14 protein-coding genes and 1 pseudogene are annotated in these 13653 nt (G+C 49.0%); 7 read left to right on the plus strand and 8 right to left on the minus strand.

Going from position 1 to position 13653, the window contains the following annotated elements:
* Positions 1-139: 139 nt before the first annotated feature.
* The 4 genes from ACI0FR_RS09625 to ACI0FR_RS09640 all read left to right on the plus strand — a co-directional run bounded on the left by ACI0FR_RS09625 (position 140) and on the right by ACI0FR_RS09640 (position 4167).
* A complete protein-coding gene (locus ACI0FR_RS09625) occupies positions 140-1330 on the plus strand; it encodes an amidase (protein ID WP_404907670.1) in 1191 nt (396 codons plus the stop codon).
* A 12-nt stretch (positions 1331-1342) separates the two neighbouring features.
* Positions 1343-2257 carry a LysR family transcriptional regulator gene (locus ACI0FR_RS09630; RefSeq protein ID WP_404907672.1) on the plus strand — a complete coding sequence of 305 codons (915 nt, stop codon included), beginning with the start codon at positions 1343-1345 and terminating at the stop codon, positions 2255-2257.
* Positions 2258-2380: 123 nt separating this feature from the next.
* Positions 2381-3076: a DUF1007 family protein gene (locus tag ACI0FR_RS09635; RefSeq protein ID WP_374831907.1), complete on the plus strand. Its 696-nt coding sequence runs from the start codon at positions 2381-2383 to the stop codon at positions 3074-3076.
* Positions 3077-3090: 14 nt separating this feature from the next.
* Positions 3091-4167, plus strand: coding sequence for a nickel/cobalt transporter (locus ACI0FR_RS09640; RefSeq protein ID WP_404907711.1), 1077 nt, complete (start codon positions 3091-3093; stop codon positions 4165-4167).
* Position 4168: 1 nt separating this feature from the next.
* Here ACI0FR_RS09640 and ACI0FR_RS09645 read toward each other — a convergent pair whose 3' ends face one another.
* The 6 genes from ACI0FR_RS09645 to trhO form a co-directional block, all read right to left on the minus strand.
* The gene (locus ACI0FR_RS09645) at positions 4169-4411 is read right to left on the minus strand and encodes a hypothetical protein (protein WP_404907674.1); all 243 of its coding nucleotides are present in this window, start codon (positions 4409-4411) and stop codon (positions 4169-4171) included.
* A 122-nt stretch (positions 4412-4533) separates the two neighbouring features.
* Positions 4534-5220, minus strand: coding sequence for a GNAT family N-acetyltransferase (locus ACI0FR_RS09650; protein ID WP_374831911.1), 687 nt, complete (start codon positions 5218-5220; stop codon positions 4534-4536).
* Between the two features lie 44 nt (positions 5221-5264).
* Positions 5265-6338, minus strand: a complete 1074-nt coding sequence (gene modC, locus ACI0FR_RS09655) for a molybdenum ABC transporter ATP-binding protein (RefSeq protein ID WP_404907675.1) — start codon at positions 6336-6338, stop codon at positions 5265-5267.
* Entirely contained in the window at positions 6335-7036 is a 702-nt protein-coding gene (gene modB / locus ACI0FR_RS09660; RefSeq protein WP_374832153.1) for a molybdate ABC transporter permease subunit, read from the minus strand. Before modB ends, modC begins: the two co-directional genes overlap by 4 nt.
* Complete coding sequence (gene modA / locus ACI0FR_RS09665; protein WP_404907677.1) at positions 7033-7779, minus strand: molybdate ABC transporter substrate-binding protein; 747 nt, start codon at positions 7777-7779, stop codon at positions 7033-7035. The genes modB and modA overlap by 4 nt, the downstream gene beginning before the upstream one ends.
* A 175-nt stretch (positions 7780-7954) precedes the next feature.
* A complete protein-coding gene (gene trhO, locus ACI0FR_RS09670; RefSeq protein ID WP_404907714.1) occupies positions 7955-8878 on the minus strand; it encodes an oxygen-dependent tRNA uridine(34) hydroxylase TrhO in 924 nt (307 codons plus the stop codon).
* Between the two features lie 233 nt (positions 8879-9111).
* Between trhO and ACI0FR_RS09675 the strand changes: the two are divergent.
* Together ACI0FR_RS09675 and ACI0FR_RS09680 are read left to right on the plus strand one after the other, a co-directional pair.
* A pseudogene (locus tag ACI0FR_RS09675) lies at positions 9112-9761 on the plus strand (N-acetylmuramidase family protein).
* A 55-nt stretch (positions 9762-9816) separates the two neighbouring features.
* Positions 9817-10455: a 2-dehydro-3-deoxy-phosphogluconate aldolase gene (locus ACI0FR_RS09680; protein ID WP_374831917.1), complete on the plus strand. Its 639-nt coding sequence runs from the start codon at positions 9817-9819 to the stop codon at positions 10453-10455.
* A gap of 34 nt (positions 10456-10489) precedes the next feature.
* On the opposite strand, the gene ACI0FR_RS09685 is transcribed toward ACI0FR_RS09680, so the two are convergent.
* Positions 10490-11812 carry an outer membrane beta-barrel protein gene (locus ACI0FR_RS09685; protein ID WP_404907680.1) on the minus strand — a complete coding sequence of 441 codons (1323 nt, stop codon included), beginning with the start codon at positions 11810-11812 and terminating at the stop codon, positions 10490-10492.
* A 312-nt stretch (positions 11813-12124) separates the two neighbouring features.
* Between ACI0FR_RS09685 and ACI0FR_RS09690 the strand changes: the two genes are divergently transcribed.
* On the plus strand, positions 12125-13126 hold the full coding sequence (locus ACI0FR_RS09690) for a KpsF/GutQ family sugar-phosphate isomerase (RefSeq protein WP_374831921.1): 1002 nt from the start codon (positions 12125-12127) through the stop codon (positions 13124-13126).
* Between the two features lie 49 nt (positions 13127-13175).
* Here the strand turns inward: ACI0FR_RS09690 and ACI0FR_RS09695 are convergent, their stop codons facing one another.
* Entirely contained in the window at positions 13176-13637 is a 462-nt protein-coding gene (locus ACI0FR_RS09695; protein ID WP_374831923.1) for an NfeD family protein, read from the minus strand.
* Positions 13638-13653: the final 16 nt, after the last annotated feature.

A 13653-nucleotide genomic window follows, 5' to 3' on the forward strand; every position in this document is an offset into this window, starting at 1 on the left:
CGCACTGATGCAAATAAGTCTCAAAAAACGATAAACCATCATAAAAAACCTATAATATTTCTATATTTATCGCTTCCCTCCTGCATAAAATCGGCTGTAGAATGAACAAGAGCAGTGCTTTTTTGATGGAAAGTGAACAATGGCGGTCTCTGATCCTTATAATGCGTTCGTCAATACGAATTCTGCGGACGTTGCCAACGCCGCTCACGGTTCCCTTTCAGGCACAACACTCGCCGTTAAAGATATATTTGATGTCAAGGGACTGATCACCGGTTGTGGCAATCCGGCAAAACAGGCGGAATCAAAACCAGCCACCAATAATGCAGCCTGCGTACAGCTCCTGCTCGATCAGGGCGCGAAATTTATCGGCAAAACCCAAACCGATGAATTGGCCTTTTCATTGATGGGGCAAAATGATCATTTCCCACATCCAATTAATCCGGCTGCCCCGTCGCGCGTGACCGGTGGCTCTTCCTCCGGCTCGGCAGCGGCCGTTGCAGGTGGCCTTGCAGATATTGCATTGGGTTCGGATACCGGCGGCTCAATCCGCGCACCTGCTGCATTTTGTGGTTTGATTGGTTTGCGCACAACGCATGGCCGTATTTCCAAAAAAGGTGCCATGCCGCTTGCGCCGTCACTTGATACGGTCGGCTGGTTTGCCAAGGATATCGACCTTTATGAAAAAGTCAGCGCTGCACTTCTTGGTCAAGACCAGCATCAAACAGTGCTGACCAAGCTTTTCTTCATGCCGATTTTGGAGCAGCTTTTGCTCAATCAGCAATCAGCAGATGCTTATCGCACCATGTTTACAACTGTTCGTGACCAATTCACCACCCTCAAACCCGCCGCCCAACCGACCAGTTCACTAGACGAGCTCTATCTCTGCTTCCGCCAAATTCAGGGCGCTGAAGCTTGGGCAAGTCATGGCGAATGGATTTCATCAGGCGACAAACATTTAAGCAAAGGCGTGGCAGAGCGCTTTGCCTATGGTGCCAATGTCAGTGCGCAGGATTTTGCCGCGCAACGGATAAGACGCAGCCGCTTTACCGCAGAGTTTGAAGATATCTTAGGTGATGACGGCGTGCTGGTGCTGCCCACTGTCCCGGGCATTGCACCATTAAGCCAAGAACCCTATGAACAGCAGCAAATTTACCGCGAGCAGGCGTTGCAACTTTTATGCTTGTCCGGCCTCTCAGGATTGCCACAAATCACTTTGCCATTAAGTACCGTCGATGACGCGCCTTTTGGCATTGCTTTGATCGGCCCACGCAACAGTGACATGGCGCTCATCGCGCTGGCCAAACAAATTCTACACGTTAAAGCCTCATAACAGGAGCCATTGATGGACACTCTCACCCGTATGCGGGCATTTATTGATGTTGTAGAGGCAGAAGGTTTTTCTGCCGCCGCCCGCAAAATTGGCCGTTCCAAAGCACTGCTTTCCAAATATGTGCGCGAATTGGAAGACGAATTGGGCGCACGTTTGCTTAACCGTACCACACGCCAGTTTTCGTTAACCGAAGCAGGACATACTTATTATCACCGTGCGGTGGAAATCATCCGCGACATTGAAAACCTGCAAGATGCTGTTTCTGAAAGCAGCGGCGATGCCCGCGGACGCATCAAACTTTCAGCTCCGCGCACATTTGCCGATGCAGTAATCGGCCAGTCTCTCATCGAATTTTGCTTGGCACATCCGGAGATTACATTAGATGTCAGCTTGGACGACCGTTTTGTTGATTTGGTCGAGGAAGGTTTCGATCTGGCAATCCGTATCACTCGTTTGCAAGATTCGTCATTGATCGCCAAAAAACTGGCACCATTTCACACCGTCCTTTGCGGCTCGCCCGAACTCATCGAGCGTGTTGGCAGACCGGAACGACCGGTAGATCTAGCCAGCCGCCCTTGCATTATTGATACCAATAGCCGTTCACGTAACAATTGGTATTTCCGCAATCCGGATGGTTCGGCTGTGGCCGTTTCGGTCAGCGGCCCGTTGGAGGTCAACAGTCCGATCAGCACCAAACATGCCGGGCTTCGTGGTTTGGGTTTTTGCTCACTGCCGGCTTTTGTGGCCGAAGAGGAAATCACTAAGGGCACATTGGTGTCGGTGCTTGATGAATTTATGCTCACTGATGGCGGGATTTATGTCGTTTATTCCCACAAACGATATTTACCGGCCAAAGTGCGTGCCTTGGTAGATTTTTTAAGCCAATGGTTCAAAGAGCATAATGAGGGAGCCTCCCGCAAAGTGTGAAGCATTTTCAGGCAAATTATAGGACAAAAAAGACTGCATGCGGCTTAAACCTATTTGCTGCAACAGCCTCACTTCTGCCGCCTTCGCAACGTTTGATGCTGCGCATTCTTTCAGGATTTCCCAATGCTCCAATTTTCTTTGCGAAACGCACATTTAAAGCATTTTTGTGCTGGATTGACCGTCTTCGCTTTGTCATGCACTTTTATGACAGATGAGGCCTCAGCACATCCGCATGTTTTTGCTGATGCGCGGCTGGAACTTACTCTGGATAAAAACGGAGCTGTCGAGCGTCTTGCCCACGTCTGGCGTTTTGATGATCTGTTTTCCAGCACCGTCTTGATGGAATTTGATAAAAACGGCGATCTCATTCTCGATCAGGGCGAGTTGAATGAGCTATCGAAAACCATTGGCGACTCCTTGAAAGAGTTCAACTATTTCCAGACCGTTCTGGATGACGGCAAAGATGTCAAAATGAGTGAACCCTCACATTTGCGTGCTGATTTTGTTGATAATCAATTGTTGATACTTTTTGAAACCAAACCGGCACAGCCACTCAACATAAAATCAGGCCATATTGTCAGCTTCGGTGTTTATGACCCGACTTTCTATACAGCCATTGATTTTCTCACCGATGAAGATTTGCATGTGGACGGCTTGCCTTCAGGTTGCAAATCGCAAGTCATCCGCCCTGATCCGGATGAAGCACTGGCACAAAACCAAGGCACGCTCACCGATGCCTTCTTTAATGATCCGATGGGGACAGATATGTCAAAAATATTCGCCACCCGTTTAGAATTAAGCTGCGGAGCCAAGAAGTAATGCCGCAGAAACGAATGCTTTATACCTTAGGCCTGCTTATCCTGCTGGCATCTACCCATTATGCACTGGCGCAATCATCGCTTGGCATCGGCAGCAATGAAGTTGCATTAAGACCGACCGGCCCTTTCGCCCACCTGATTTTATGGCTTAATGAACAACAACGCAGCTTTTATCTGGCCATGACCAACGCTTTGAAAGCCATGCGTGAAAGCCCGTGGAACGCGCATATTCTTATCGGCATTTCATTCCTTTACGGCGTGTTTCATGCAGCTGGCCCCGGTCACGGCAAAGCGGTGATTTCCTCTTATATGATTGCCAATGAAACCGCTCTGCGCCGTGGAATTTTGCTGTCTTTTATATCATCGCTTTTGCAGGCGCTCATGGCGATATTTGTCGTAAGCCTTGGCTGGTTTGTACTTCGCGGTTCCGGTATCAGCATCAATGATACGGCACGTTTCATGGAAGTCGCCAGTTTCGGCCTTATCATGCTGTTTGGCTTCTGGTTGTTGTGTCGGAAATTACCTGCACTGATTAAAGGCAAGCCGCAAACTGTCAGCACCGTTATCACTGCTCCTCAAGCCACCATTGCCACCAGCAGCCTCTCAAATGCTGCACAAAAACCAAGCTTTGGCACGTCAAAACCGGTTCGCCTCAATTACAGTGCCAGCAAAGCAAAGCAAACCGGTTTCGATCATGCCTTTGTCGGCAGTGAAATGAATTGCGCTGCTTGCGGCCATGCTCATATGGCTGACCCGTCGCAATTAAGCGGCGACTTCAACTGGAAAACCGCTTGGTCAGCGATCATGGCTGTTGGTTTACGCCCCTGCTCCGGCGCATTGATCGTGCTGACTTTTGCCGTTTTAAACGGCTTGGTGGTGGGCGGTTTGATTTCGGTTTTTGCTATGGCCTTAGGCACATTCTTGACCGTAGCAGCGCTGGCAACTTTAGCAGTCACCGCTAAAAATCTCGTACTGAAACTGGCAGGGCATAAAGCCATGTCTTACCGCGTACAGGCGCTGATTGAAGTTGGTGCTGCACTACTCATTACGCTTGTAGGTGCGTTGCTTTTTGCAGCCGCACTCATCGGGTAAATTATAAGCCTTTCTGGTTGCGGGCACGCAGCCAGAACACTCCAAAAAATGCCAAGACAAAAATGACCGCAAAAACAGCTGCCGCCACCAGTGAATATTCACCAAGCCACAGCATGATCGGCGGCAATAAATAACCAAAAAACGCAAAACCAAACATGATACAGGCCGCAGCAATGGCAGGCCCGCGCCATTCAGGTTTTGCCTTGTCAGCCTGCTGCGCTTTGCCAGTATTTTGCTTATTCATAATCTCTCCTGCAGCAAAGGCATAAAATCATGCGTCAAGCAGATACCTATATGGCAGGCTCTGCATTTAACTTAGCCTGCCATTTTCTTGCATGATTGTGTGAGCCAGAGCAAGCCTCTTCTTCAAGCGCCCTTCTCATCAGCAATGAAACTATCAAGTTTACGAAGCTGAACGCCAGTTTCATCAAAATTATCCGGATTGAGCCATCCCTGATAAGCTCGTTTCAAAGCTGGCCATTCACTGTCGATGATGGAGAACCAAGCCGAATCCCGGTTCAGACCTTTGGCAACCATATGTTGGCGAAATATACCTTCAAACGTAAAGCCAAAACGCAGTGCTGCGCGTTTGGATGGCTCGTTATTGTTGTTACATTTCCACTCATAACGACGATAACCCAAACCATCGAACACATATTGCATGAACAAAAATTGCGCTTCCGTCGCCGCGCGTTGGCGCGAAATTGCTGGCCCCCAATAAATATTGCCGATTTCAATAACGCCATATTGCGGTTCAATCCGCATCAAAGCCTGACGCCCTGCAACCAAGCCGGTTTTCTTGTCAATCACGGCAAAAAATAGCGTTGTGGTACTGGCTGCACTTTTTTCCAACCAAGGCGTAAAATCTTCACGACTTGCGGGTGGCTCGTCAAACAAGTAACGAAAACGCTGATCGACATCAGCAACCGACGATGCAGCATAAAGCTGATCGCCATGTCGCTCGGTGTCCAAAGGCTCCAAACGCACATATCGTCCGTCCAGAATAAGTCGTTGCGGATATTCCCGTGGCGTCCAGTTCGTTAGATCAGTCATTTTCTATGCTCCAGCTATTATATCAATGGAGCAATAAAACCGCATTAACGCAATGCGGTTCTATCAACTGAAATGGCTTTCACCATGGCATAGACATCATCGCCTACTTGCAATGACAAATCAGCCACGGATTTACGCGTCAATCTTGCTCCCATTTGCTGTCCAGCATAGGAAAGTGTGAGATACGCAAAAGAGCCGCTTTCGTCATTAATTGCCGTGATTTTCACCGGCAGTATGTTGCGGATACTTAAATTTTTCGGCTTTTCCAGCGAGATCGAAACATCGCGCGCCCGCACGCGTAAGCGCAGGCGCATCCCCTTTTCAACCCCTTGATCGGTAATCTGAAATGGCGTTCCGTTCAGATCAATCGTCGCGATTTGGTAAGCTACATCATAGTCCGTCACTGTGCCTTCCAACAACACGCCAGTGCCGTCACCCTGATTATCAATCAGCGGGAAAACTTCGGCCACTGGCCCGCTGGCAACAACATGGCCGGCAGAAAGCAGAACCAAAGTATCGGCCAAGCGTGCGACTTCATCAATTTCATGGCTGACATAGACAATCGGTACGCCGCTTTCATCGCGCAGCATTTCCAGATAAGGTAAAATTTCCTGCCGTCGCATCCGGTCAAGCGATGATAGAGGTTCATCCAGCAGCAAAAGTGCCGGATCAGACAAAAGCGCACGACCGATAGCCACGCGCTGTCGCTCGCCACCCGACAAATGGGTCGGCTTGCGGCTGAGCAATTGTTCCAAGCCCAGCAGTCCGACGATATCATCGAACGAGCGCGACGCGCGTCTTTTGCCAGCCCATTGTGCATAAGTCAGGTTTTTAGCCACCGACATATTGGGGAAAAGGCGTGCATCCTGAAAAACATAGCCAATGCGACGTTTTTCAGGGGGCAAAAAAATGCCTTTATCTTTATCGAACAGCACATGATCTCCAATGGCAATCCGTCCTGTTGTGGGGCGCAACGTACCCGAGATCATCTTCAGCAAGGTGGTTTTACCTGCACCCGAATGACCAAATAAAGCCGTCACTCCTTGGTCAGCGGTAAAATGCGCGGTCACCGGAAAAGCACCATTATAGCCGGTGAGCGAAACAACAAGGCCCGTCATTTTTCACCTGCCGCAGTTTGACCAGACAATTTACGTTGCAACCATTCCGACAAAATCACCGCGACAATCGAAAGAACTGCCGAAACCAAAATGAGCTTCACAGCAGCGCTATCACCGCTTGGCGATTGCAACAGTGAGTAAATTGCCAGAGATAGCGTTTGCGTTTGCCCCGGAATGTTGGAGACAAATGTAATGGTTGCGCCAAATTCGCCAAGCGCTTTAGCAAAACCCAGCACGGCACCAGCGATAATACCGGGCAAGAGCGCTGGCAAAGTGACGGTGCAGAAACTCATCAACCAACTTGCCCCCAAAGTGCGGGCTGCTTCTTCCAAGCCTCTGTCCAAGTTCTCAATCGACAAGCGGATCGGGCGCACGAGTAAAGGAAATGCCATCGTACCGGCAGCCAATGCTGCTCCCGTCCAACGGAATGAAAAGCTTACCCCCAACCATTCCTGCAAAGGTGCGCCAAGGGCACCCTTGCTGCCAAATAAAATCAGCAGCAGATAGCCTGTGACCACCGGCGGCAAAACCAATGGCATGGTAACCAATGCCTGTACAAAGCTTTTACCCGGAAAATTAAACCGTGCCAAAACCCAGGCAACAATGAAAGCCAGCGGCAATGCGAACAGGATCGCAGTAAAAGCGATCCTGAGCGAAAGGGCGATAATCTGCCAGTCTTGTGGAGAAAGGTTCACTATTTTGTCTCAGCCGCCTTTACAAAACCCTTGTCGGCGATGATGGCTTGTCCGGCATCACTTTCCAAAAATGCCAGAAAAGCTTTCGCTTCATCGCCTGCACCTTTAATCAATGCAGCCGGATAAAGAATAGGTTGATGGCTGTCGGCCGGAAAGCGATAAGCTTCCACCAAATCAGCGACGACTGCGCGGTCGGATGCATAAACAATCGCGGCATTAACCTCGTCACGGCTGACATATTGCAATGCAACACGCACATTTTCAGTAAAAACGGCATTGCCTTCCACTTTGCTCCACATGTTTAAGTGTTCAAGTGCAGCCTTGCCATATTTACCGGCTGGCACATTGGAAGGGTCACCCATGGCAAAACGCGCACCCAACAGCTTTTCCAGATCACTTTCGGCTTTGTCTTTTTGGGCGGCGATAACCAGCGCATTGCCTGCAATCACCGCACGCGATCCATCGTCAATCAACTTGCGCTCTTGCACGTAATCCATCCAATCGAGATCGGCAGAGATAAAAATCGATGCTGGCGCTCCGGCTTCAATCTGCTTGGCCAAAACCGAAGATGACGCAAAAGAAGACACCACATCTATGCCGTCTTTTTCTTTGAATTGTTTGGCAGCTTCTTCAATCACATCTTTCATGCTGGCTGCCGCAAAAACAGTCACCTGTTCTGTGGCATATGCCAATGATGTCACCAAACAAGATAATGCAACCGCACAGCTGAATAAAATTTTCTTCATTGATCTCCACCTCAGAAGCACCCTCAAACGTGCCTCCTCCCATAATCATGATTGACCATCGTTATATTCTGACGGATATAATGAATTAAACATATAATTTTCACTTCAACAAACAAAAAAAGCTCCCCGAAGGGAGCTTTGATTTTATTAGCAATGGCGCAGATAAAAACTTGCCTTAACTGCCGATATGGCGGGCGCGACCATATTTTTTCGCCAGCATGATTTGTTTTTCGCGCTCGGCATAACGTGCGCGATCTTCATCAGTGCGCTCATCATAGCAAATTTCGCATGAAATGCCGTGCTGGAATTTAGGCGACAACTTACCCTCAGCCGTGACCGGACGGCGGCAAGCACGGCAAAGTTCAATGTCGCCTTCGACCAAACCATGTCCAACAGACACGCGTTCATCGAAAACGAAACATTCGCCTTCCCACTTGCTTTCTTCCGCCGGAATATCTTCCAGATATTTCAAAATGCCGCCTTTGAGGTGGTAAACATCATCGAAACCCAAGCCTTTGACAAAAGCAGTTGCTTTTTCGCAGCGGATACCGCCCGTGCAGAACATCGCAATTTTTTTGCCCTCCAGCTCATCACGATGTTGCTCCACCCATTCCGGAAATTCGCGGAATGTTGTGGTGCACGGGTCAATCGCACCTTCAAAAGTGCCGATTGCATATTCATAATCATTGCGCGTATCAACGAGAATGGTGTTCTCATCGCTGATCAGATCATTCCAATCTTTTGCCGCAACATAGGTACCGACGCTTTGCAGCGGATCGATACCTTCCACACCCATGGTTACGATTTCACGCTTCAGCTTAATTTTCAAGCGATAGAAAGGCAGTTTGCTGGCGGTGGAATATTTCAATTCCAGACCTTTAAGCTCCGGAATGGCCTCGATATAATCAATCAGCGCGGCAATGCCTTCTTGCGTACCTGCCACGGTTCCGTTGATGCCTTCACTTGCCAATAGCAGCGTGCCTCTGACATCGTGCTTGTTGCACAACTCAGTCAAAGGTTCGCGCAACGCTTCAAATTGCGGCAGTTTCGCAAATCGATAGAGTGCGGCAACGGTAAAAACGGGTGCAGACGTGTTCATATTTTTCAGTGCCAGTTCGATTTTTAAATGCAAGTTATGAGCCAGATATTCTTCATTGTCGCAAAATATCTCTAACGCATTGATTTTAATCAATAGTCATATTCCATCAGCAGAAACATGCTTTTTCTGTTCCTGACGTAGCGCTGAAAAGCACAATTTTCAAGCGCACATTTATCCCCCAAGCGCCTGGATCGGCGACAATGGTCTTTTTACGCCAAGAAAAGGAGCATTGCATGTTTAATAATGAGACGATCAAGGCAGTTCTGACAATTGCTTTTAAACATCAGCTTGATCCGGCTGCTTTGCTGGCTGTTGCCGAAATTGAATCAGGCGGGAGAACGTCCTATCCGGTCAATGGCAAAGCCGAGCCCGCCATTCATTTTGAAGGCCATTATTTTGACCGAAGACTGACAGGAGCGATACGTGATCAGGCACGCGCGCAAGGTTTGGCCCATCCAACTGCCGGAACAATCCGTAACCCTTCCAGCCAAACTGCCCGATGGGATTTGTTGGGTCGTGCCGTAAAAATCAACCGTAAAGCCGCCTTGGAATCCACTTCTTGGGGTTTGGGGCAAGTGATGGCGCACATTGGCAATGGTTGGGTTTTACAACCATTGACGAGATGGTCACGCTCGCTCGCCGTTCCGTCTCGGGGCAAATCATGCTAATGACACGCTTCATTCTCAAATCTAATTTGAAAGAAACTCTGCACAGTCAAAACTGGCCGCATTTTGCCAAACGTTATAACGGGCCCAATTATGCCAAAAACCAGTATGACATGAAGCTTGAATCAGCATGGGTCGGCTGGAAAATCCGCCTTGCCCATGAAATGCCGCACACGGGAGCCAGTATCAGTCTAGACAAACCCATTCCCGCCATTTAAATCGTTTTATAAAAAAATTACAGATGCGGAACAGTTCATAACCACCGGAGCTCACATGTCTCAAAAGATCGATCTTCTCAAGCCAGTACTTACAGGCCAACCGGTCATTCCGGTTTTGCTCATCGATAAAGCAGAACATGCCGTTCCGCTTGCGCGTGCGCTTGCTAAGGGTGGTCTGCCTGCCATTGAAATTACACTGCGCACCCGTGCCGCGTTGCAAGCAATCAAAGCCGTTGCCGATGAAGTGCCGGAAGCCATTGTCGGTGCAGGCACTATTCTGGACGCTAAAAATTATCAGGATGCGGTTGCCGCCGGTTCACGTTTTATCGTCAGCCCCGGAGTTAGCCGCAATATTCTTGATGCTGCCAATGACAGCGCCGTGCCTTTATTGCCCGCCGCCATTACACCAGGCGAAATGTTGAGCCTTCGTGATGAAGGCTACCGCTATTTGAAATTCTTCCCCGCCGAACAATCCGGTGGTGCTGCCTTTTTGAAAGCAATGTCATCACCTCTAGCTGATCTTTCTTTCTGCCCGACCGGCGGCATCAGCCTTGCCAATGCCAACAATTATTTAAGTCTGCCGAATGTTGTCTGTGTTGGTGGTTCTTGGGTCGCACCGCAAAATCTGGTTGAAGCCGGTGAGTGGGATGCCATCACAAAGCTTGCAAGCGATGCCTGCAAGCTGAAAACTTAAACCAACAGAAAAGCCCTGAACCTTCAGGGCTTTTTTATCGCTGCAATTTTATGCCGACATAAATGCTGTTTGATTTATACTCCCGCGATGCCAGATCACTCCTCATTTGTTCATGACGCAATCGCGCATTCAGCGCTACAAGGCGATTGATCGAGTAAGTGGCACCAATTTGTGCGCCATAGGTATAATCAAAACCGGTATTGTCTTTATTATCACGTATGCGCGTATCCAGCCCAGCCGTCAGCATCAGGTTGGAGCGCACTTGATGCTTTACTTCCAAATTTGCCAGATAAAGCAGCGAGCCACTGACATTGGCAGCTGTCGCCCCTTCCACAAGGGTACGGGCATTGAGCGCCACATCCGTGCCGCGCTGCGGCGACCAATTCACCAAAGCATTGAATGCCAATCCGTCGATATTACGCAAACGATCATCATCCAATTGCGCCCGTAAATAACCAACGGAAAACTCACCGTTGAATTTTTCGCCCATATCAAACATCAGCCCCGCATTGACAGAATATTGATCACCGCTGCGCTGAAAGCCGTTATGGTCATATTTGTCATCATAGAAGCGTTTACCCGCTTCCACTTCGACAAAAGGTTTGAGCGCCGCCGACACTTGAAAACCGCCCCGAAGCTTGGTGCTGACATAATTATTATTACGATCGCTTTGGCTGATGGTTCCCCCACCAATCAAATCTGCATCACCATAAATGTTACGGTCAAATTGTACATCTGCTCGACCGAAAAGCAAAGCACCTTCCCTTTGGAAGCCTATTTTGCCGGTAAGTGTATGCAAAAGCGGGTTTTCATCCGCAATGGCCAAGCTATTCGGACTGGAAGCACTTTCGCGACGCAACATATAATCAAAGCCTAAGTCCAGACGGCTTAAGCTATCAATATCCAATCGCAAACCACTGTTGATGAATAAAAACGGCTCCGACACATGATCACCGGAGATGTTTTTCACCCAGTTTCCAGACAGGTTGAAAAAGGCAGCATGGCGCGATAAATCCGTTTGAATACCCAGACGTAATTGTGTTTCAGATAGAACCGCACTTCTACCCGTGCTGCTATTATTGGCATTGCTGGTGACGCGCAAACCCTGCTCAAGTGTGGGGCGCAAAATGAAACTACCGCTGCGGATACCAAGTGCCGCATAAGGATCAGTCTCCGGTCGCCCGCCCAAACCCTGCTCCGGTTTTTGCGGCAGGTTTTCGCGAGTTGCTCGGTTTGGCCCTTCATCCTCATTTTGGATAAAGCGCGCCGCCTTGGTACTTACCCAAAAGCTTGGCTCTTCTGCGGCTTGCTGTGCTGTTTGAGCAAAAACCTGCCCTGTATTCAGTGCAAAAAACAAGATAAATAAAAGCCGCTTCAGTGGCAAACTACACACTGAACGACTTAAACTTGCATTGTTTTTTAGCGTCTCAACCATCAAAGTATTCTACAAACCAGTCAATTCATGGTTTATAAGATCTAACTCTTTATGGTTAATATTTAGTTGACAAGGCTTTCACGCCTTAATGATTTTAATAATAAATTGAATATGTTATTTGATATACATCTTTAGAAAGACCTATGTAGCTCACGGTAGTTCACACAAATTCGTGCAATTGTGTCATGCTTTATCATTGGACAAACAGACACGAAAAGCTTATCGGTTCACACCATGCAAGACTTGATCAGACCTTCCGTTAAAGACGATGCCGAGGCAGCTCTTGCTTCCGCATTAAGAACCCTGAACACCGAGAAAAACGGTTTGTCGGCGCTTGAAAATGCGTTGCAAAACGGCCTCGCGGCACCCTTTGCCGAAGCTGTCAGGGTCATTGGCGCCAGCAAAGGGCGTCTTATCGTAACCGGCATCGGCAAAAGCGGCCATGTCGGTTCCAAACTGGCGGCAACATTTGCCTCCACCGGTACAGCTGCCTTTTTTGTCCATTCTGCTGAAGCCAATCACGGCGATCTCGGCATGATCAGCTCAGATGATGTGATCCTCGCCCTTTCATGGTCAGGTGAAACAGCAGAACTTAAAGGCGTTGTGCAATTTGCCTCCCGCTATCGTATTCCTCTGGTTGCAATAACAGCCGGTGAAGATTCAGCCCTTGGCCGTGCCGCAACCACTTGCCTTTTAATGCCGCGCGTTACCGAAGCTTGCCCGCATGGATTGGCACCAACCACATCAACCTTGATGCAGCTTGCCATTGGTGATGCCTTGGCGGTTGCACTGCTCGAAGCACGCAACTTCACCCCCGGCGATTTCCGTACCTTCCATCCAGGCGGCTCGCTGGGTGCAAGCCTGACCCATGTCAGCGAAGTGATGCATAAAGGCGATCGTGTCCCGACCGTTCCGCTCGGCACTTTGATGCCGGAAGCGATGAAAGTTCTCTCACACAAGCGTTTTGGCTGTGTGGCGGTACTTGATCAAGACGGGTTGTTGGCCGGTATTGTCACCGAAGGTGATCTGGCACGAAATTTGCATCGTAATCTGTCTGAACTCAGCGTTGATGATGTGATGACCCGCTCACCGAAAACGGTAAGCCCGAGAACATTAGTCAGCAGCGCAATGAGCCTGTTGGAAGAGCACAATATCAGTGTATTGATTGTGACAGAAGAAAACCGCCCTGTCGGCGTTATTCATTTCCACGATTTATTACGTATCAAAGCCGCATAAAACAAAAAAGCCCGGTCAATTCCGGGCTTTTCATTATCTTCTTCAAGCTTTAGGCCAGTGCTTCCACCACTAAAGTACCCTGATCGAAACCGGTAATCAGCACCGATGTACCAACCGGCATATCATCGCCATTGACACGCCAAATCGTATCATTGATTTTCAGGCGGCCGTGACCGTTGACAATAGCTTCAATCAAGACAGCACGCTGGCCGATCAATTGATCGCCGCGCCGGTTAAGCAATGGTTCATCAACTTCACGCTTGCTGGAACCAAAAAAACGGCGCCCGATCAGCGGAAAAGTAACCGACAAAACCAGAAAAACGACAAGTTGTACCTGCCAGCCAAGCCCGAGCGCACTGCCAAGCAACAGCACCAATGTGCCGGTAACAAGAGCAGCAGCGCCAAACCATACCAGAAAAATTCCCGGTAATAACACTTCCAGAACGAGCAGAATAAGGCCAAGAACAATCCAGCTCCAATGGCCTGATTGTGCAATCAAATTTACAATCATCCTCTGCCCCCTACTT

It is taken from the genome of Paenochrobactrum sp. BZR 201-1 (assembly GCF_044987585.2).
Taxonomy (GTDB): Bacteria; Pseudomonadota; Alphaproteobacteria; order Rhizobiales; family Rhizobiaceae; genus Paenochrobactrum; species Paenochrobactrum pullorum.